The 19,430-nt window shown below is 35.8% G+C and carries 19 protein-coding genes; 5 read left to right on the top strand and 14 right to left on the bottom strand.

The window, feature by feature from the left end; all coding sequences use genetic code 11:
* Nucleotides 1-145: 145 nt before the first annotated feature.
* The 9 genes from DYQ05_RS13690 to DYQ05_RS05690 form a co-directional block, all read right to left on the bottom strand.
* Nucleotides 146-1,399: a hypothetical protein gene (locus DYQ05_RS13690; protein WP_252723530.1), complete on the bottom strand. Its 1,254-nt coding sequence runs from the start codon at nt 1,397-1,399 to the stop codon at nt 146-148.
* A gap of 328 nt (nt 1,400-1,727) precedes the next feature.
* Nucleotides 1,728-2,198 (bottom strand): hypothetical protein, encoded by a 471-nt coding sequence (locus tag DYQ05_RS13695; RefSeq protein WP_252723531.1) that lies wholly within the window; start codon nt 2,196-2,198, stop codon nt 1,728-1,730.
* Nucleotides 2,199-2,215: 17 nt separating this feature from the next.
* A complete protein-coding gene (locus tag DYQ05_RS05660; protein WP_020964998.1) occupies nt 2,216-3,466 on the bottom strand; it encodes a lipoprotein in 1,251 nt (416 codons plus the stop codon).
* A 36-nt stretch (nt 3,467-3,502) separates the two neighbouring features.
* A complete protein-coding gene (locus DYQ05_RS05665; protein ID WP_206184108.1) occupies nt 3,503-5,779 on the bottom strand; it encodes a WD40 repeat domain-containing protein in 2,277 nt (758 codons plus the stop codon).
* A gap of 15 nt (nt 5,780-5,794) precedes the next feature.
* Complete coding sequence (locus tag DYQ05_RS05670; RefSeq protein ID WP_206184015.1) at nt 5,795-6,451, bottom strand: CpXC domain-containing protein; 657 nt, start codon at nt 6,449-6,451, stop codon at nt 5,795-5,797.
* Nucleotides 6,452-6,588: 137 nt separating this feature from the next.
* Nucleotides 6,589-7,338: a pseudouridine synthase gene (locus tag DYQ05_RS05675; protein WP_024467785.1), complete on the bottom strand. Its 750-nt coding sequence runs from the start codon at nt 7,336-7,338 to the stop codon at nt 6,589-6,591.
* On the bottom strand, nt 7,335-8,261 hold the full coding sequence (locus tag DYQ05_RS05680) for an alpha-hydroxy-acid oxidizing protein (protein ID WP_206184016.1): 927 nt from the start codon (nt 8,259-8,261) through the stop codon (nt 7,335-7,337). The genes DYQ05_RS05675 and DYQ05_RS05680 overlap by 4 nt, the downstream gene beginning before the upstream one ends.
* 27 nt (nt 8,262-8,288) lie before the next feature.
* Nucleotides 8,289-8,873 (bottom strand): hypothetical protein, encoded by a 585-nt coding sequence (locus DYQ05_RS05685; RefSeq protein WP_024467787.1) that lies wholly within the window; start codon nt 8,871-8,873, stop codon nt 8,289-8,291.
* A gap of 3 nt (nt 8,874-8,876) precedes the next feature.
* Nucleotides 8,877-10,163 carry an LIC_12708 family protein gene (locus DYQ05_RS05690; RefSeq protein WP_206184017.1) on the bottom strand — a complete coding sequence of 429 codons (1,287 nt, stop codon included), beginning with the start codon at nt 10,161-10,163 and terminating at the stop codon, nt 8,877-8,879.
* A gap of 239 nt (nt 10,164-10,402) precedes the next feature.
* Between DYQ05_RS05690 and pip the strand changes: the two genes are divergently transcribed.
* Nucleotides 10,403-11,344: a prolyl aminopeptidase gene (gene pip / locus DYQ05_RS05695; protein ID WP_024467789.1), complete on the top strand. Its 942-nt coding sequence runs from the start codon at nt 10,403-10,405 to the stop codon at nt 11,342-11,344.
* A gap of 15 nt (nt 11,345-11,359) precedes the next feature.
* A complete protein-coding gene (locus tag DYQ05_RS05700; RefSeq protein WP_024467790.1) occupies nt 11,360-12,376 on the top strand; it encodes an alpha/beta hydrolase family protein in 1,017 nt (338 codons plus the stop codon).
* A 10-nt stretch (nt 12,377-12,386) separates the two neighbouring features.
* On the opposite strand, the gene DYQ05_RS05705 is transcribed toward DYQ05_RS05700, so the two are convergent.
* Together DYQ05_RS05705 and DYQ05_RS05710 are read right to left on the bottom strand one after the other, a co-directional pair.
* A complete protein-coding gene (locus DYQ05_RS05705; RefSeq protein WP_206184018.1) occupies nt 12,387-12,920 on the bottom strand; it encodes a GNAT family N-acetyltransferase in 534 nt (177 codons plus the stop codon).
* Nucleotides 12,921-12,946: 26 nt separating this feature from the next.
* Entirely contained in the window at nt 12,947-14,341 is a 1,395-nt protein-coding gene (locus tag DYQ05_RS05710; protein WP_024467792.1) for an ATP-binding protein, read from the bottom strand.
* A gap of 243 nt (nt 14,342-14,584) precedes the next feature.
* Between DYQ05_RS05710 and DYQ05_RS05715 the strand changes: the two genes are divergently transcribed.
* From DYQ05_RS05715 to DYQ05_RS05725, 3 genes are read left to right on the top strand one after another with little or no spacing between them, the layout of a single operon-like run.
* On the top strand, nt 14,585-14,896 hold the full coding sequence (locus DYQ05_RS05715) for an Asp-tRNA(Asn)/Glu-tRNA(Gln) amidotransferase subunit GatC (RefSeq protein ID WP_024467793.1): 312 nt from the start codon (nt 14,585-14,587) through the stop codon (nt 14,894-14,896).
* A 6-nt stretch (nt 14,897-14,902) separates the two neighbouring features.
* On the top strand, nt 14,903-16,354 hold the full coding sequence (gatA, locus tag DYQ05_RS05720) for an Asp-tRNA(Asn)/Glu-tRNA(Gln) amidotransferase subunit GatA (RefSeq protein ID WP_206184019.1): 1,452 nt from the start codon (nt 14,903-14,905) through the stop codon (nt 16,352-16,354).
* 4 nt (nt 16,355-16,358) lie between these two features.
* A complete protein-coding gene (locus DYQ05_RS05725; RefSeq protein ID WP_020965012.1) occupies nt 16,359-16,799 on the top strand; it encodes a DUF3842 family protein in 441 nt (146 codons plus the stop codon).
* A gap of 16 nt (nt 16,800-16,815) precedes the next feature.
* On the opposite strand, the gene DYQ05_RS05730 is transcribed toward DYQ05_RS05725, so the two are convergent.
* The 3 genes from DYQ05_RS05730 to DYQ05_RS05740 are packed head-to-tail and all read right to left on the bottom strand — an operon-like array spanning nt 16,816 to nt 19,221.
* Nucleotides 16,816-17,343, bottom strand: coding sequence for a DUF192 domain-containing protein (locus DYQ05_RS05730; protein WP_024467795.1), 528 nt, complete (start codon nt 17,341-17,343; stop codon nt 16,816-16,818).
* Entirely contained in the window at nt 17,333-17,968 is a 636-nt protein-coding gene (locus DYQ05_RS05735; RefSeq protein ID WP_206184020.1) for a hypothetical protein, read from the bottom strand. The genes DYQ05_RS05730 and DYQ05_RS05735 overlap by 11 nt, the downstream gene beginning before the upstream one ends.
* A 5-nt stretch (nt 17,969-17,973) precedes the next feature.
* Nucleotides 17,974-19,221, bottom strand: a complete 1,248-nt coding sequence (locus tag DYQ05_RS05740; protein ID WP_020965015.1) for a Crp/Fnr family transcriptional regulator — start codon at nt 19,219-19,221, stop codon at nt 17,974-17,976.
* Nucleotides 19,222-19,430: the final 209 nt, after the last annotated feature.

Below are 19,430 nucleotides of genomic sequence, written 5' to 3' on the forward strand. Positions count from 1 at the left end.
GACAAGCGAAAATCAAAAAGGTTTGCCTTTTTATATTTTAAACGGTAAAAGAGATATTCTTTTTAATCGTCAAGTAAAAGCAAATACCGTATTTGAAAATCAAACTTGTAAAATAGAAATTAGAAATACATATACTTCTTAAAATCTATGACAACAAAGCTGTTCTTATAACTTTTATTTTTACAATACCTGCAACTGAAATACCCATTTTTTCTTTATCCGGTTCGGTATAAACCGTTAAATCCGCACCCGATGAGGTTTTTATAATTTCATAAGCCCTGCATAAAATTTTTTTCATTCCGTTTTCAGAGTTTAAGTGAATTTCAAGAAGCTTATTCCCTGAAATTGCCGTTTCCGCAACTCTCTGTTTACCTGTAAAATCCAGTCCGGCGGCTTCATATTTTTCAAATTTAATCGGAGTATTTTCTATTTGTTCTTCCAGAATGATTGCCTTACGGTTAATATAAGTTTTTAAAACCTGCTCTTCTTCTTTAGGTAATTTTTTTTCTTTAAGTTGAGCGTTTAATTTATCGATTCTTTTATTATATTCTTTACATCGTTTTGCCTGCTCATCATTCCATTTTGTTTTTTCCGTAAATTTAAATTCATTTTTTTCGAAATTAAAATCAAGTTTTTGTAAACCTCGAATTGAAGCCTGTTTATTTTGTACATCGCCGTAAAAAATAAAATCCAAACCGCTTGAAGACACGGCTTTTTCGAATTCTTTTATATCTTGAATATTTAAAAGATAAACTCCGCAGGCAAGTTTTTTTTTAATCAGTTTTTTAATTGAAGTATTATAATCAAAAAATTTTTCTTTTTCTTTTGAAACCGAAACTACAAACCCCGAGTAAACGGAAAGAGAGGTAAAATTGGCATACCATTCCGAAAGGGAAACCGTAATATTTTGAGGAATATTGCGATTTGTAATTTTATTTAATATATCGTATAAATCAGAATATGAAAATCCCGCCTCAAAGAATTTTAAGCAAGCATTTTTAGTTATTTCAAATTTACCGGCAGTTTGAATTAAAACCGGCTCCATAAATTCACAAACTTCCAAAAGTTTCGTTAAATTGCTGTTGGGTAAAATCGTTATTTCAAATGACGGATTAATTAAAAGAGGTTTATCAGGTTCGGTTTCAGGCAGAAATAAAGTCGGATTGCGGTAAATTAAATTTTCTTCCGTACAAAGTATGCCGTAAAATATAAGGATATCAATAAGAGTTTTTATTTTATCTTTTATTTTAAATTCCGTAGTATTTTCATCGGAGACCGCTCCTTTAAACGATTTTACACAAAGAAGAAGAAAAAAAACTTCCAAATCATTTTTTGAATATAAATAATCATTACCGAGCGAATCCAAAAATTCAAGCAAGGTTTGAGAAATAATTTGCATAGCATATCTTTTAAATTTAAAAATGGAAGCTATAGAAAAATAAATTTTCTTTTCTACTGAATTTAATTTTGCAAAGGCTTGCCATTTTTCTTTTTGTAAAATAATTTCACCTTCCGTAAAGTATAAAAGTCCCAGATTTTCGCAAGCGGTAAAAATAATTTCCTCGCCCTTATCTTTATTTGCCGTCCAAGGAAAGATTTTTTGAAGCTTTTCACTATATTTCTTTTTTAGCGTGCCGTTATTTTTTAAAACGGTTTTATTGTGGAAGCAAAAAGAATAAATGGCGGCTAATCCCGTATCGCTTAAATTTATTTCCTGCGGCTCGGATTTATATTTTTTTTTCAGCTAAAATAAACACTTTTTTATTAAGCAGCGGATTAAGTATTTCTTTTAAGACGGGATTTATTTTATAATCCCATTCGGCGATTGTATATATCCGTTCTGCCGATATTTCTTTTATATTTCTGTAAATAAGCAGCCGTTCTTCCGCATTTAAAAGTTTTTCATGTAATTCAGGATATGTGAATTTTGTTTCAAATAAATCGGCTAAACATGATTCAGTAACACCGTACAATTCCGCAATTGCCGTTAGTATTAAAATATCCGAAGCATCAATAGTTTTTATAATAAGTTCCTGCACGGAGGTTTTACGTAAAAATGCGCTTAATTGCTCTACAAGTTTTTGCTTATTAAAAGGAGTTTTTATTTTACCTAAATATAATTGTATTAAGTCAAAGAAATTAGCATCGGGCAATTTAACCATTGACTCTCGCCATACAATAATATCTTCATTATTCATTATTACTCCTCAAAACATTATTGGTTTTTATACCAGTCGGTAATTTTTTTATTTAAAGACGGAATTGGTTTAGTTTCGTTTTCCGCTCCGCAAGCATCTTTTAAATACGGCATTAATATTTCTTTTTTTAATTTTAACCAATTGCTGGGTAAAATATGCGGGGCATAAAAGGTTTCTCTTTGAGGTAAATGAGCAAGTAATAACGGGTAATAACGCGGTAAAAGTTTTTCCGTAACTTGTCTAAGCCCTGAAAAACCTCCTGCAAGTGCAAAAGAGTTAATCATTAAATCCATTTGATTTGAGCGGTCTAAAAGCTGCTTTTGTACATCTTCACGAAAAAACCAAATAAAAAATGCTTCGGCGGCTTTTTTGTTTTTTGCCTTGTTGCATATTCCGGCATATAAAATATTATCGTTAAGCGGCGTTTTTCCGTTAAAGCTGAGCCATCTGAAATCTATATTTTCCAATTGTTTTTGAGGCATTGAAAATAAGTCGTCGCTTGAAACATAATAAAAAAGACAGCGCCCGTTTCTTACAAGAGAGTAAGGAGAATCGTAAAGATATTTAAATTTGAATTCATCTTCGGCCCGGGTGGAAGAATTTATTTGTTTACTCCAATTGCGGATATATGATATTGCAGTTTGAAGCGATTTATCATTCCATGAAAAAAAATTATTTTCTTCTTCAAAAGAAGCATCAAAGCCTTTTGCCGTTATATATAAAAAATCGTCGGACCAGCGCGGAGAAAATCCCATGCGCGAAAAGACCGAACGGTTTGATCTGTTAAACTGCGTTGAAACTTCCCGGATTTCATCGAGCGATATGGTAAAACCTTCTTTTATTTGTGATTTCATCGCTGAAGAAAAAATAATCATAGGTAAGTTAAAACTGACCGGTAATAAATATTGATTTCCCGAAAGGCTTCCCAAATTTAAAAGTTCAGGATAAAATCCGTTTTTATCGATTTTTCCGGAGCCGAATAAATTATTTATTTTTTTAAAATTCCCTCTTGCGGATTTTCCTTTTAACCACGGCCCTATTACAATGTCGGGGTGAACTTCCGCATTTATTATTGCATCTGCAGGATTTTCTTTGTATTCGACGATTATTTTATATTCGTTTTGTGAATTATTAAAAACTTCACAATACGAAACGAAATCGATGCGGTCTGTCCAAATAACCGCAATTTTATTTTCCGCATTTTTTGAACAGGAAAAAAATACGGCTTGCAATAAAATTAAAAATAAAAATTTTATTTTAGTCTTCATAATACTCTCTCAACATAAATTTTATAAGGCATAACATCAATTATGAATATCAATACCGTTTGTTTTTAATAAAACTTTTTCTTTTCGGCTGTACCACGAAATTGTTCCGCCCATATTTAAACTGACAAAATAATTTTTAAGAATGGCCGCATCTTTTGAAAAACCGTAATCCCGCTTCAGTCTAATAGCTTGCCTTGTAGCGGTATTATAGTGTACAAGAGAACCTTTCCCCAAATTGGTTAATATATCGTTCCCGCTTGTTTTTAAAAATGCGGTAAGGTCTTCTTCTTTATAAGAAAGAACCGGTTTGAACGAGCTGTCGATTAAATTTTTTCCGCTTAATTTTATGGTTATCAATTCCGTTTTGTTCGAAGGTTTGGAATTTACTAAAAAGCAGCTTAAAGTATTCGGGTTTGAAGAATTTTGTTCAAGTGCAAAAATCAAATCTCCTTCAATTTGAATAGGGGCTGTTTCTTCAGTATTTATGTTAATGAGAAAAACGGGGCTTTGTGCTCTGTCGATAGCGCTTTTTGAAATTAAAATATTTTCATCATCTATTTGGACTGCATTTTGTACTCCGGGCGCATTATAAAAAAAAGTTTTTTTCCCTGTTGCAGAATTGATAAGAGAAACGCCGTTAAACGATTCGACATATAAAATATTATCCTTGTAAACGGAAAGGGAAATAACGCTTTCTTTCGGCTGTGCAGCGGTTTTTAACTTTCCCGTTTCAAAAGAATAATGATAAATTGGGATATGTTTACGTTCATTGGACCAAAGTAAAAAACCGTTATTGTAAAATAAAAAGCGGTTTGTTTTTAAACCTGCCGTAATAAGAACCGGTTTTTCATCGGGAGATTTTTGTGAATATATTTTTCCTTCCTGTAAAACATAAACACTTTCTCCGTCCGTAGTAATATCGTCAATTTCAGTCCGCTCATATTCCAAAGGTGTTTCGACTTTTACCGTTGAATCCACATTCATTCCAAGCATATAAACCGAACCGTCTTCAGTTCCTATTATAAGATTATCTTTTACATGGCGGGCTGCAGTGATTTTTGAATTTGAAGGAACATAAAATCCTTGAGAATAGGCCTTTCCCTGTCTTATACACCATTCATTTTTTTTTCTTGTGCGTTCAATCCAAATCGGGGCGGAATCCTGTAATTTTGCCGCAAAGATTGCATAATTTGCGGGATATTGCTCTTTAACCTTTCCGGTTACGGCATCGATTACATAAACGGTTTTATTTTTATATCCTATAATAAGATTGAAATTTTTTATGAGATTGGGATTTTCCAATTTATTTTCCGTACGGAATTCTTTTATTTTTTTCTTTGAAGCTATTTCAGTATAAATAAGTCTTCCCGATTCTCCGTAAGTTACAATATTTTTTTCGGAAGAAGCCGTTGCGGCTAAAAAAACTATACCCGGTGCTTGACTGTAAATATTTTTTACATTTCCTTTTGAGTCCAATACCGTAATTCCGTCCGTAGAACGGTTGCCGATAAAAAGATATGTTCCTTTTGCCGACCACGAAAGAGATGCTACCGAGTCGGAAAGGCGCTTTGCAAATATATTTTTTTTAAGAGTCCAATCCCAAAGCGAAACCTGATGTACTCCGAAGCCGTCGCTTTCGTAAATTGCAACAAGCCTCCCTTGAGGGTGTACGGCAATTTTTTTTATAGGCATAAACGAAAGCTGCCAAGTATCGGGTTTAAAATCGGGATAAGAATAGCGGGTTACAAAACCGTCGTTTCCAGCTGCAAAAAAAACCGGCTGCATACCGGCATTTACGATTTCGGAAACTCCTCCTGCAAATTTATGTACTATATTTGCGGATTGAGCCTTATCCGTTTCTTTGGGTTTATTTTTAAGGATTGCTTCTTTAACCGCCTTATCCGTTCCGAGTGTTATACCGAGCGAAAGAGCGTAAGAAGCGGCTTGTCCTACAGGAGGTTGTTCCGTTTTCGGTTCGGAACCGTCTGTATTTTGTTGCCCGGTAACGTTTTTTTCCTGTTGTGTTTTTTCCGTACCTGCGGGTTGCTGTTGTGAAATATCGGTATGGGACCCGCCGGAATTTTCCGGATTTGCCGTATCCTCCGCATTATTTTCGGTATTCATATTTTCTTGTTGATTATCGGTCGTTTCGTTTTCGGAATTTTCTCCGTTTTCGGATTGACCTGTTTCCGTTCCGTTTGTAACAGGAGGGGTTTCCGCCGGAGGGGCAACCTCGCTCCAAGGCAGCTCCCCGCTTTGATTTTGAGCATATATGCCGTGTAATACAAATACGGTAAAAACAATAACAAAAATTTTTTTAGCATAAGATTATTCACCTTGTCCTTCGGTAAAAATATTTTGGTATGAAAGATAATTTCCCAAATAAACCGCTTCAAATACTTCCTGTTTTTTCTTTTGTTGAATATCGGTTAAAACGGAATCGTAAAGTTTTTTAGGAATAGGCATTACCGCAACTTCATTCGCTTTAAGTCCGTGTACATAAAATTTAAAATTATCGCCTTCAACGGAATTAAAAAACATTTTAATTTTTTTCCCTTTAATATCCTTGCCGCTGTTAAGGATAAAGAATTTTAAAACTTCTATTGCATGCGGATTGAGTCCCGCATTAAGTACTGCTATACGGTCTGCAAGCTCGGCATAACCTATGACGGGAGTTTCATCGCTTTTTATATAAGGTGTTTTTTCTTCTTTATTTGTAGATAAATCTATTTGTTTAAACCCTGCCGAAGATGATAAACAGGCGATTCTGTCCGATTCCGGAACAAAAAGTAAGATACTTTTTTTTGAAGGCCATTCGATTCTTGTTTTTATTTCGGCGCGTACCGGTCTTCCGCATTGGGGGCATTTAAAAGTTAAAAAACTGCCGTCTTTAATTTTATCAATTATTTCAGGGGTTTTATCTAAATTTATAATTGTAGAATGCTCAACATCAAAACGCTTGTCGCACGGGCAATATATTTTCATAATTTATTTTCTCCTGCTTTTCATAGAATAACAGTATAGTATAGCATATTTTTGCAAGGATTGTAAGGGGCGGAATAAAGATAGTATCGGGTAGTGTTAAAGATAAGCATTAAAGGCCTATTAAGCAAAACGGTATATTAGAAAGTCTTTCCCATTAAAAATATTACGGAGCATTCTTTTTCATTAAGTTCTCTGTATTCACCTGTTTTTAAGGATTCATCTAGCTTTATTCCGTCTATCGCAATGCGGCGTAAATAACATAGTTTATTTCCTGCCGCCAAGCACATTTTTTTTACCTGATGAAATTTTCCTTCCGTAATGTGAATTAAAAAGCCTTTTTTTGCAGAACCTGTTTTATTTTCACATTTTTCGAATTTTGCAGGAAGGCACTTGTATCCGTTTTTTAAAATTATACCTTCTTTAAAAAGTTCGGTGTATTTTTCAATTTCCGTCTCGGAAGGCTCATTTAAAAATTCCAAATAATATGTTTTTATAATCCCCGATTTGGGAGAAGTAATTTTATGAGTTATTTCCCCGTCGTCCGTAATAAGCAATAATCCTTCAGTATCTATATCCAATCTGCCTACGGGAAACAGTTTCATATTATTAAAAGGCGGATTTAAATATTCCATAACGGTTTTATGAACCGGGTCATCGGTAGACGTTACACAGCCTTTGGGCTTATTCAGCATTAAATAAACATTTTTCCGTATTTTAATTTTTTCACCGTCAACGGTAATGACTGCATTTTCAAGTTCAAAACAAAATGAAGAAGATAAAATGCGCTCTCCGTTTACACAGCATTGTTTTTTGCGCAGTATTTTTTTTACGTCTTTACGCGAGCCTAATCCGCTTAGAGCTAAAAGTTTATCTATTCTTATTTTCATTCGGTTCGGATAACTCCGTTAAAAAAGGTATGACCGCCGAAAATTTCTTTTATCATACTTTTTATGCCCGCATCTTTGTCTCTAAGAATGGCGGTAATGCACGGTCGTCCCAACAAAATTTCCGAAGCGCCTAATGAAGATGCGGCAATAAAATCGCCGCACTTACGTAAGCCGCCGTCAATCCAAACTTCATGAGTATACTTTGCAATTTCTTTAAGATGACGGGCGGCAAAATCGGCGGTACTCCCGGCTTCCGTTTCTATTCTTCCGCCGTGATTTGAAATAATTGCAATTTCAGGCTTTAACTCTTTTATAATTTCCATATCGGTAAAAGTAAATACTCCTTTTACGGCAAACGGAAGTTTTGCTCTTTTTCTCAGTTCGCGTAAATCACAGGCGTTTTTTTTCTCAAGATGGACAAGATTGCGCATTGTTATGATATTATATGCGTCCGTATCGACTCCGATTATTTCCGCAACATCGCGCGACATTTCGATTCTATCAAAAAGTTTTTTTTGGGGATAAGGTTTAAAAAAAACGGCAGCTTTCTTTTTAAAAGAATGTAATGCCTCAATTCCGAAAAGCAGTTTTTCATCAGGGAATCCGTCCCCCAAACTTAAAGCAAGGCCGGCATCAATTGCATTTTTTATTAAATCGAAATAAAATTGCTTTTCTTCATAGTATCCGGCATTTTCTACAGCACCCGTCATAGGGGCAAGTCTTATTTTAGGTAAAACTGTTTTTAAAGAAGAGACTGAGCGGATTTCAATATCGGTCTCTTTTTTATCGTAATATTTTTCCCATGCGGCACAGTTTGCAATAAAGTTTGCACTTTTAAAAACGCCGCCCATTCCCGGCAATTCACCTATACAGCCGTAACCGTTACAGTTTTTACAAAGTTTACATTTTTTGTTTTTTGTCATACTCTTTAGATTTAAACTACTGCTCCGTCAGTTAATTGTTTTAGTTAAACTTAAAATTTTATCTTTAATTAAAATATCCGCCCGGATTTTTTTTGCCGTACCCGTTTCATCTTCCGCGAAAAAACGAAGTTCGGCACCGGTATAAATTCCTTCAGGCAAAAAGGATTTTATTTTATTTTCGTTTTTATCGAAAAAAGTAAATTGAATTTTAACCGTTTCTTTTAATTCGATATTTTCAGATTGCTTTAAATTAGGCAATAAAGACGTATTTTCTATTTTGACGCTTCCCAATTTTAAGTTGGCAAGTGCTTTTCCGTTATGGGTAAAACTTTGAAGCTCGCATTTAATTCCGTAAATTTTTCCCTTATTTCTGTCTGCGGTAAGAAAAAATACGGTAAAATTGACGGCCGCAAAAATTATAATTGCAAAAAAAATAAATTTAAGTCCGCGCGTTGCGGTTAAACTTTTAATTAAGCCTTTACGTTTTATAAAATCGGGATTGTGTAATTGCCTAACCTTTTCCGAAGCGTTTTTTAAACGCTCTTCCCTTTTGTACCGTGTAAAAGGAATTTGAGAAGAGCTTTCTCTTTGTTCGAATAAATCATCGGACATAATTTAATTTGCACTTCCTATTATTTTATCCGCCCGCCACCAGGCAATTACGGCTTTGTCTTCGGAAGCGAGCAGGGCGGAAATAATTCCTTTGGAAGAAATATGAAAGGCGTTATACATCATTTCCGAATTTTCAATCATTAGATTTTTTTTGAACCTTTTTTGAGATTTTAAATCAATCAGTTCAAACGCATACCCGCTTTCAGTAGGAGTACTTAAATAGCACCAGCCGTTTTCCGTAACGCCTGCCAGCTCATAAACTTTTTTAAATTTTCTGATTTCTCCGTTATCCGATTCGGTATCTTCATAAAAATTTAAATCTACTTTGCGCTCATATTTTCCTGTCTTTAAATTTAAAAAATACAGACAACTTTTATCGTACTTAACGCCTAAACTTGCCTGTGTTGCAGAATCTTTTTCTTCGCCGTAATAATCTATTTTTACATATAATCTAAGTTCGTTAAAATCTGGAATTATTTTATCTACGGAAGAAAAAATATTTTCCGATTCCGAATACGGGCCGGGCAGAGCATCAAAGAAAATAGGTATTTTATACAGTAAGGCTCCTGTTACATCATACCAATAAATTTTTAAACTTGTTTGAGTTCTGCATACTACAATTAATTCATTGTTTGCATTTGTATGAACACCTTCGATAGAAGGAAATGGAGTTCCTCCGGCTCCTTCCTGGCCTATGTAATCGGTAAAATTACCCTCTTCATCAAAGCGCAGAATAATTTCTCTAAGAGCCAAATTTTCTTCATGGTCGTATTCTATTTTTTCATCGTCAACGGAATCCGCTACAAAAAGCTGTTTTGAATTTGTTACGGATAATAGACCGGGTCTGTTAAACGGATATTTTACTGCAAGGCGTGTTGCCGCTGCAATTGAAACCTGTTCCGTATCGGAATTTGTTTCGCCGTCTTTTTCGGTTTTTTCCTCTACTTTTTCTTCATTTTTAGCTTCGTTTTCCAAAAACAGGGGAGGGGTGTTTGTTTCGGGGTTATAAAAAAAAGTTAATAAATCGCCGAAAGAGGAAAGTTTTAAGATTTTTTGCCCGCCGGAATTTGCTATATAAAAAAGTCCGTCTTTCATAAAAATTTGGGTGTCGGGGCGCGTATAGGAACTGTTTAAATTAAATAGATTAAGTTCATCTTCAAATGAACCGTAAGCAAGAGTAAATTTTTCCTCGCGTTCCAAATCCGCTGAAGTTTCATTTGTGCAGCCTGCAAAGAAGACTGATATTAAACATATTATATTAAAAATTATTTTTTTAAAATTTATTTTCATTTAATCGGCTCCTAATTTTACAAACGGCTTTATTTTAACTTTTTTTTTGAATTTGTAAATAACTGTCATAGTGTCTTTAAAAAATTCAAGAGTATTTTTAATACCCTAATTAGGAATATCGATAGCGTATGTTTAATTTTATATTGACGGGGAGGGCACGGTAAAATAAGCGGTTTATTATTCCATAATGCTTGAAAAGAAATCATAAAAGCTATATCATCGTTTACAAGAGGTATATTATGAAAATTTTATATGAAAAAACGGCTTGCTTTGATGAAGGCTTTTTAAAAGTTTCGGATATTCACAATATTTATTACGCTCAATACGGTAACCCTAACGGAAAGCCTGTTGTGTTTTTACACGGAGGCCCGGGCGGCGGCTGTATTCCCGTTGCAAGTCAATATTTTGACCCCGAATTTTATAGAATTGTTCTGTTCGACCAGAGAGGCGCCGGTAAAAGTCTGCCTCTTTGTGAGATGAAAGAAAATACTTCCGATAATCTTATTGAAGATATGGAAAAGTTACGTGAACATTTGGGTATTTCCAAATGGACGGTTTTCGGCGGAAGTTGGGGAAGCACATTGGCTTTAATTTATTCTATAGCGCATTTTGATAAGGTTGTTTCAATTATTTTGCGCGGTATTTTTTTAGGCACTCAAGAGGAAATCGATTGGATATATGAGGAAGGCGGAGCATCGAAATTTTTCCCCGAAGCCTTTGAGGGATACCGTAACTTTATTCCCGAAGATGAACGTAATTGTTTGGTAAGAGCTTATTCAAAACGCTTGTTTTGCAAAGACGAAAAAATTGCGCTTGAAGCGGCTCATCATTGGAGTCGTTGGGAGTCGGCACTGGTAAAACTTTTTCCTTCAGTATACGATATGAATGATAATGAAGCTCTTTCTATGGCAAAGGCCGAATGTCATTATTTTTTACATAAATGTTTTTTTAAAGACGATAATTATATTCTTAACAATTGTTCTAAAATAGAACATATACCATGTACAATTGTTCAAGGACGGTATGATATGGATTGTCCGCCTTTTTCCGCATATAAGCTGCATAAAAAACTGCCCAAGTCTTTTTTAAACATAGTTTTACTCGGAGGACATTCGAGTATGGAGCCGGGTTTGGTGGACGGTCTTGTTTTTGCAACGGAAGAACATAAAAAATATTTTTAATAAAGGCGGAGCGTTATGTTTGAGCGTATAAAAAGATACTTTTTGATTATCGGTTTTTTTTGTTTTTTCGGATTATATGTATTTACGGAAAATAAGACGGACGATTTTATAGGCTCTTATGAGATTAAAGCATATAATGATGTAAGCCGTATAGGTTTTAATAATGTGTATAAAAGCATTGTAAAAGATAATACTTACGATAAAACTCTTTCAGATAAAGAAAATTTACGCGGGGAAATTACCGTTTATCTTCCTAAAAAGACCGGAAAATATCCTCTGATTATGATTACGCACGGTTGGGCTAACTCCAAGCTTGCTTTTTTATCTCTCGGAAGATACATCGCTTCTCACGGTTATGCCGCCGCGGTTTTTACCTCGAAAAAACGCTCGCTTCCCAAAGATTGGCTGCCTGCTTTTTCCTCCGTTTACGGAATTATAAATGAAGCGGTATGTAATAAAAATCATAGTATGTATAATTCCATAGATATGAACAATATAGGTATTATCGCACATTCTATGGGAGGTGCCGCCGCATTATACTATGCAAACTTTATACCTGAAGTAAAAGCCGTTGCGGCAATTCATCCTTATAACGGCTCTTCCGTTTTAGTTGAAACCGTAGGCAGTTCAAATGAAGAATTGGGCGATTCTTTTACGGAAACAAATGCAGCCGTTTTGATTCTTACTTCGGAAATAGACATAACCGCTTATCCTGAAAAAACATATAGATTTTTTAAAAACTTAAATAAAAATAATCCTGCGTGTTTTTTATCTTTTCAAAATGTAAAGCATAACGGAAGTTTGGATATTTACAGAACACCTCTTTCCGGCGGATATAATGAGCCTTTTTTTAAATTATATGCCGGTTTGGACTTGGCATGGTTTGATGTTTTTTTAAAAAACAAAAGAGACGGTCTTGAATACTTTAAACCGGACGGCGAAAAATTTAAAGAAATTAAAAATTTTTTATATGAAAAACCGAGAGGAGAACACGAAGTATATCCCAATTATGATAGCCGTAATTTGGAATAACCGCTATATATTATAATTTTTTTTCTCTTAGTATACCCCTATATAAACCGTCTTCACATATGCCCGTCCGGATAAATCCGTGTTTTTCATAATATCCGTTTAGCTTGTCGTTATTTGCGGCGCAATCAAGTCTGAAATATTTCTTACCCTTTAATTTGGCATAATCTATTGCATATTTTAAAAAATCGCCGCCTGCGCCGCTTTTTCCGATTTTAGAAACAAAGTTGTGAATATATAATGCGTTTTCGCCGTCGTTCCAAATTTTATCGGAGTCTTGCAGCACTGCGGCGCATATAATTTCGTCCGTTACCTTGTCTAAAAGTACAAACAGTTCTCCTTTTTTCCGCTTTTTTTCGTAATAATCCCGTGTATAAATTTCGGTATAATTTATTACATTCCATTGTTTTATATTATTTTTATCCATCCACTTTATTCTGTCAAGAATAAGCTGAAACATTTCCGAAACTTCCCTTTTTTTTATTACACGAAAAAGTTTTTTCTCAGTTTTAAATTTTTGGTATAAACTTTTGATTGTTTTTAACACTTTAAAAACTCCAGATAAAATTATTTTTACCGTAATTCGAATAACTCATTAATCCCGAGCAGGATAACCCCTTCTTTAGCGGCTCTTTCAACTACGGATTTTGTATAACCTCCCTTGCTGAAAAACATCATATATTTTTTCCTCACTGAAGGAAAAATTTCTGCAGCCCGCATAAGGTCCTCGTATTCTCCCATAGGCATAGGTTGATTTCTAAACTTGCATTCACAGAATATTCCTTCATCTCCTTTTTTATTAAGAGCCAGAATATCGATATCGTCCTGTTCTTCGGTTAAAGGGTTGTTTCCCCACCATTTGCCCATAACATACGGAACAAACGGCAGCTTACGCTTTTTTGCCTGCCGTACCAAATATTGTTTGCAAATATCTTCAAAAATTTGTCCCATAAAATTGGGAAGGTCGGCGATAATTTCCTCCGAAGCCTCCTGATGCCCCAGCATTCCGTAATAACCCTTGTTTGCAAATACATATCGATACCAAAATTTATAATAATTATCGGTTAAAGTATAAATTGATTTTCTGCTTTTTAAAGATTCTCCGCAAGGGACGCTTCTTTCTACAAGTCTTATCGATTGCAGTGTTAATAGGTACTTACTTACCTTTGATTTATCTTCGTGAATACGGTCCGCAATTTTGGTAAGTGCATTACAGCCGCCTGCAATCGCTTCGAGAATACTGTTATAAGTTCCCGGCTCTCTTAATTCCATTTTTAAAAGCATTTCAGGTTCATCGTTTAAAAAAGCCCCGTTTTTAAGTATTTCGTCCGCAATATTCTTTTTTACGGTTTTTGTATCGGTAAATGAATTTAAGTAACGCGGTATTCCGCCAAGGATACCGTAAGCGATTAACTTGTTTTCGTTTTTATAATTCGGAAAAAATTCTGAGCTTTCAAGATAATCGAACGGAAGAACCTCCCTTGTTTCCGTTACCCTGCCGAATAAAGGGCTTTTAGCACCCATAACGTCCGTTACCATAAAACTGACGCTTGAACCGCATAGAATAAGAAATATGTTTTTCTTTTGCCATTCGTGGTCTATTTCGTGTTGGAGTATACTTTTTATTGAAGGATTTTGTTCCGCTAAAAAAGGGAATTCATCGATTATTAAAACGGTTCTTTTAGTTTTGCATTTTCTTGTAATGTATGAAAAAGCATCTTTCCATGTTAAAAATTGCGAAATAAATTCACCGTCGAAATGTCTTTGTACGGTTTTTGAAAAATCCTGTAAATTTAGAGCATCGTTTTTTTCCTGTGCGGGGAAAAATATCGCATTGTTTGTTTCGGCAAATTCTTGAAGAATTGTAGTTTTGCCTACTCTTCGTCTTCCGTACATTACAATAAATTCGAATTTGTTGCTGTTATACAGGGCTTGCAGTTGGGTCAATTCTTCTTTTCTTCCAATCATGTTATACTCCTCTAAAGTATACTACTCATAAGTAGTATACTTTAAAGGAGTATACTTTAATTTTATGATAAATTCAAGTATATGCCGGAATATGTATATACTTTGCAAGGAGAAAATAAAATGCTCCGTATCCGGGTAAAACTCAAGCCTGTAAATTAAAGTTAAAAAATTGCCGTATTCAGGCGTATAAATCTATGGGCTACTTCCACATATTCCGTATTTGTGCTATTATAACTTTCACTTATGGAAAAAAACGATAATAAAATTTCTAATGAAGTATTTTCTTCTCTTTTGTACTTGTCGCGGCTTTCTGCAGGAAAAGAAGAAAGCGAAGTTCTTTCGCAACAAATAAACCGGTTAATCGGTTATTTTAAAATTTTGGATAAATTTGCGGACCCGGATACGGGCAATTCCATGTATGCGGCACAAGATGAAACTTCTTTACGCTCCGATGAGATAAAAGAGGGTGTACGTCAAATTGATTTAAAAAAGATGACTGCTGAATATATGGATAATTATTTTAGAGTTCCTAAAGTTTTAGGGTCGGGAGCATAGTTAATTATGATAACCAATTTAACCTTTACTCAATTAAGAAATAAGTTAAAGTCCGGAGAATTGTCGGCTTTGGAAATTATACGGGCTTTTAAGGCCGAATACGAAGCCGATTTAAAAACCGAAATGCCTTTAAACGGATTTTTGGAATTTTTTGATGAAGCTGAAGAAAATGCAAAAAAAGCCGATGAGCTTATACGAAGCGGAGTTTCATTTGATGAAAAACCTTTGTTGGGCTTACCGGTTGCAATTAAAGATAATATTTCTATGAAGGGCAAACTCTGTACATGTTGCAGCAATGCTTTAAAAAATTATTATGCGCCTTATAACGCTACGGTAATTACACGGCTTTTGGAAGCCGGAGCCGTTTTAATGGGCAGGGTAAATATGGACGAACTTGCAATGGGTTCTTCCACCGAATTTTCATGCTACGGCCCTACGCGTAATCCGGTAGATAAAACCCGCACTCCCGGAGGAAGCTCCGGCGGTTCCGCAGCCGTTGTTGCGGCAAATCAGGCTCCTTTTTCGCTTGGAACCGAAACGGGAGGCTCGGTACGCCTTCCGGCTTCGTATTGCGGTATTTACGGCTTAAAACCCACTTACGGACTTTTCAGCAGATACGGGGTTACGGCTTTCAGCTCTTCTCTTGACCAAGTAGGCCTTTTCGGAAAAGAGGCTTCCGATATTGCCTTAGGTATTGCGGTAATGTACGGAAAGGACGAAATGGACGAAACATCGGAGGAAGCGGATTTTTCTTCGCTTTTAAATTTAACTTCATATTCAAAAGAAGAAATTGCAAAAATGAAATTTGCCGTGCCATCGGAATTTATGCATGCTGAAGGTTTGGACCCGGAAGTAAAAAATGTATTTACCGAAGTGTGCGGTTGGCTTTCGGGCTTGGGAGCGGAAATTGAAGAGATTTCCATACCGGTTTTGGACGCTTCCATTCCGACTTATTATACTTTGGCAATTTCGGAAGCGGCAAGTAATCTTTCCCGCATAGACGGAATTAGATACGGAATGCGCGAAGATGCGGGGCAGGGGAACGATGAGCTTTATATTCAAACCAGAAGCAAGGGGTTCGGTCTTGAGGTTAAGCGTAGAATTATAACAGGCAACTATGTTCTTTCAAAAGAATATTCGGGTGATTGTTACGAAAAAAGTTTAAATGTGCGTGCAAAAATCGAAACGGTTGTAAATGATGTTTTAGATAAATACGATTTTATAATTTGTCCTACAAGCCCTACACCGGCCTTTAAATTGAATGAAAAAGTAAACGACCCTATTGCGATGTATCTTTCCGATTTATTTACAACATTTGTAAATCTTGCCCACATTCCGGCTCTTTCCATTCCTGCCGGAAAAAACGGGAGCGGGCTACCCATAGGTATTCAGTTTTGCGGCAAGCGTTTTTCCGAAGACAGGATTTTAAAACTTGCAAAAGCGTGGGAAGAGCGGTAGATTTTTGAAGATAATAGTTATAGACGGGCAGGGCGGGAAAATAGGCAGTATTTTAATTAAACAGCTTATGCAGGAAATGCCCGAAGCTGAAATTCTTGCGATAGGCACCAACAGTGCGGCTACGGGAAATATGCTTAAAGCCGGAGCTTATGCCGGCTGCTCGGGGGAGAACCCCGTTGTTGTGCAATGTAAAGATGCGGATATAATTGCAGGTCCTATAGGTATTTCAATTGCAAATTCTCTTTTGGGCGAAGTTACGCCGAAAATGGCTAATGCGGTATGGAAGAGCCGCGCGGAAAAAATTTTAATTCCGTGCCACCGCTGCCGCTTGCATATTCCCGGAGTTGAAGATAAAAAAATATCGGAGCTTATCGGCGAAGCCGTGTCTATTATAAAAGATATTGTAAGCGGTAAAAAGACTTCGGTTTTTAGCTGTATGGAATAATAACGGCATTTTTACTTTAGTTTTTTTCTACGGCCTTACGTTTTAAAAGCATAAGAGACTCTTTTGAAAGTTTATCGCCTTCTTTTATTCCCATTCTGCCGAACATACCTTGCGGAACTTCCAAGGCATAGCGTACAAAATAAGAGCTTGCCGTTGATTCCAAACTGTAGGGTGTCATATCGTATATTTCCCGGATTGTGCCGGAACTGTCTATAAAGGCAATTGAAAGAGGGTGAGGCGTGTTTTTCATCCAAAAGCGAACCTTTTCATCTTCTTTGTAGATAAAAATCATTCCCGTGCCTTCGGGTATAATTTTCCGCTCCATAAAGCCCCTGTTTTTTTGAGCTTCGGTAATTGCAAGTTCAACCGTAATTTTTGCAGTTTTTAAAGCCGGTTGTTTTTGTTTTAAAGATTCTTCTTCCGATTCCGTTGACGGGGAGGCTTTTTCAAAAAAAATATCGGCTTTTTCGTTTTTTGATTCCGCCGAACATCTTAGGCATAAACTTACGGCAAATAAGATACAAAAGATTTTTTTACAGTTCATTTATAAATTCCTCGCGGAGAATATCCGTATAAGCCTTATCTGTTTTGCTTTTTTCAAGAAGCTCGTTGAAAACAGGCAAATCGATGTATTTTAAAGCAAGCGGTCTTTCTAAAATCATTGCCGTTTTATCGTTTTTCCAAATAGAGCGTTTAGGGTCAAGGGTATCCGGTTCTCCGTACTTGTTACACAATGCGGAATAAACGTCGTAATAGGAGATTTTATCGGTATCCATTTGAATAATTATAATGTAGAGTTTTTCCTCGTAAAATTGAAACCATGAACGTTTAATATTCGATGAGCCTTCAGTTTCTATTAAACTGCGGTTTTTTCCGGCTAAAATGGAAAGGTCCCGTTCCCCTCTATAGCCGAAAACGGAGTCTTCTTTTAATGCCGCTTTTGTGCTTTCCATATCCATTCCAAGCATGATTTTTCTGTATCCATGCGGTAATTCCGCAAAGGTTTTTTCTTGCGACGCCTTTTTTAAGGTTTGTTTACCGTTTGTTTCCGTCAAAGATGTTGCACCTTTTTCTTTCGAGGAATTCTCATTTGCCGGCTCTTCCGTATTTTCTTGACTAAAACAAAAACTTGAGAATATAAAGATTATACAAAAAATAATTTTTTTCATAATTTTTACCAATAATTTCCGTTTTTTGCGCGGGCTGTTAATCTTGATTTTTCTATTTCCTGCATTTTTTTAAAGTATGCCGCCTGTTTTGACAGCTCCAATTCATCCGTAATGGAAATTTTTGTACCGTCGCAGCGTACAATAGGTTGTTTTAAAAAGTTTGTAACTGCTTCCGAAACCTCTTCTTTAGGAATACCGCACATATTTGCAAGCTCGACGGGGCCGAAGTTAAAAGTGTGAAATTTATTTTTAACCGGTTTTATTCTTGATTTTTCCAATTGAATTGCAAGCATATCGTACATTTTTTCGACGGGGTCTTTTATTAAGGTATTTGCAAGCTGTTTGTACATTGCCCAAATTCTGTCGGCAAAGGTAGTGGTTAAGCGGGCAATAAGTTGGGGCTGTGTGGAAACCATTTGATTAAAGTTTTGTCTGTTTACCGCTAAAAGCTGGCAGCCGTCTTCCGTAACTATTGCACTTGCCGAACGAGGTTTGTTTTCAAGCAAAGCCATTTCACCGAACATATCGCCTTCTTTTAAAACCGCTAAAAGGACTTCGCTGTTATCGAGAATTTTAGTAATTTTAACATGCCCTTTTTGAATAATGTACAGCTCCGAACCGGATTGACATTCACAAAAAACCATAGCTTCTTTTTCATAAATGCGTACCATTTGGTCCGTTTTCGGTTCAAGCGTTTCTACCGGCACCTTTATACCCATTGCCTTAATAGCCATAAATCTCTTTTGAGCTGCGGCGGCATATTCGCCCTTAGGTTGTGTTTTTAAATAGTGATAATATGCGTACAAGGCTAAATCGAATTTGGACATACGCAAATAATATTCTCCTATGTTAAAAAGGTGCGAAATGTTTGTTACGGCGTTCTTTTTTAGGGTAATTCTGGTTAACGCTTCGTCCAAATAGCGCATTCTTTTGGAAAAAGAATAAATTATTTTCATAGCTACCGGGGTGTTTTTTTCTATCAGTTTAGGGAATTGTCCGTAAGGTACTGAAATTAAAACTGCGTCGGTTACGGCAATTGCCGTTTCTATTTGATTATGCCCGGACATACAGGCAATAACTCCTAAAAAGTCTCCGGGCCCTAAGACATTACCGCCTTCCTCAACTACTACCTCATCTTCTTTAACAACTTGAACTTTTCCGCTTTGGATAATATAAAAATGGTCGGTATCCGATTTTCCTTCAATCAGAATATAAGAGCCTCTTTTAAAATTTAAAAATGACAGTTGTAACAACTTTTTACCCCTCCGCAGTTACGGGTTTGTAAAACAAAATTCTACATACTACAGTATATTTTGAAAAAGCCAAATTGTCAACCTCGCATAGAAAAATATGAAAAAAAAAGCTATGCCGGCAGTAATTATGCTTAAAAAAACGGATATATATTTATAGGGGGCTTTAAAAAATACGGCTTGCCTTTTAAAAGTCCTGTCAGGTTTTTAAT

Origin of the sequence: Treponema pedis, from assembly GCF_017161325.1 — a bacterium.
Classification (GTDB): Bacteria; Spirochaetota; Spirochaetia; order Treponematales; family Treponemataceae; genus Treponema_B; species Treponema_B pedis.

Excerpts from the sequence above, each read along its gene's own strand:
- DYQ05_RS13690 (WP_252723530.1), bottom strand. The coding sequence starts at position 1,399 with ATGCAAATTATTTCTCAAACCTTGCTTGAATTTTTGGATTCGCTCGGT.
- DYQ05_RS13695 (WP_252723531.1), bottom strand. The coding sequence starts at position 2,198 with ATGAATAATGAAGATATTATTGTATGGCGAGAGTCAATGGTTAAATTG.
- DYQ05_RS05660 (WP_020964998.1), bottom strand. The coding sequence starts at position 3,466 with ATGAAGACTAAAATAAAATTTTTATTTTTAATTTTATTGCAAGCCGTA.
- DYQ05_RS05670 (WP_206184015.1), bottom strand. The coding sequence starts at position 6,451 with ATGAAAATATATTGCCCGTGCGACAAGCGTTTTGATGTTGAGCATTCT.
- DYQ05_RS05675 (WP_024467785.1), bottom strand. The coding sequence starts at position 7,338 with ATGAAAATAAGAATAGATAAACTTTTAGCTCTAAGCGGATTAGGCTCG.
- DYQ05_RS05680 (WP_206184016.1), bottom strand. The coding sequence starts at position 8,261 with ATGACAAAAAACAAAAAATGTAAACTTTGTAAAAACTGTAACGGTTAC.
- DYQ05_RS05685 (WP_024467787.1), bottom strand. The coding sequence starts at position 8,873 with ATGTCCGATGATTTATTCGAACAAAGAGAAAGCTCTTCTCAAATTCCT.
- DYQ05_RS05690 (WP_206184017.1), bottom strand. The coding sequence starts at position 10,163 with ATGAAAATAAATTTTAAAAAAATAATTTTTAATATAATATGTTTAATA.
- pip (WP_024467789.1), top strand. The coding sequence starts at position 10,403 with ATGAAAATTTTATATGAAAAAACGGCTTGCTTTGATGAAGGCTTTTTA.
- DYQ05_RS05700 (WP_024467790.1), top strand. The coding sequence starts at position 11,360 with ATGTTTGAGCGTATAAAAAGATACTTTTTGATTATCGGTTTTTTTTGT.
- DYQ05_RS05710 (WP_024467792.1), bottom strand. The coding sequence starts at position 14,341 with ATGATTGGAAGAAAAGAAGAATTGACCCAACTGCAAGCCCTGTATAAC.
- DYQ05_RS05715 (WP_024467793.1), top strand. The coding sequence starts at position 14,585 with ATGGAAAAAAACGATAATAAAATTTCTAATGAAGTATTTTCTTCTCTT.
- gatA (WP_206184019.1), top strand. The coding sequence starts at position 14,903 with ATGATAACCAATTTAACCTTTACTCAATTAAGAAATAAGTTAAAGTCC.
- DYQ05_RS05730 (WP_024467795.1), bottom strand. The coding sequence starts at position 17,343 with ATGAACTGTAAAAAAATCTTTTGTATCTTATTTGCCGTAAGTTTATGC.
- DYQ05_RS05735 (WP_206184020.1), bottom strand. The coding sequence starts at position 17,968 with ATGAAAAAAATTATTTTTTGTATAATCTTTATATTCTCAAGTTTTTGT.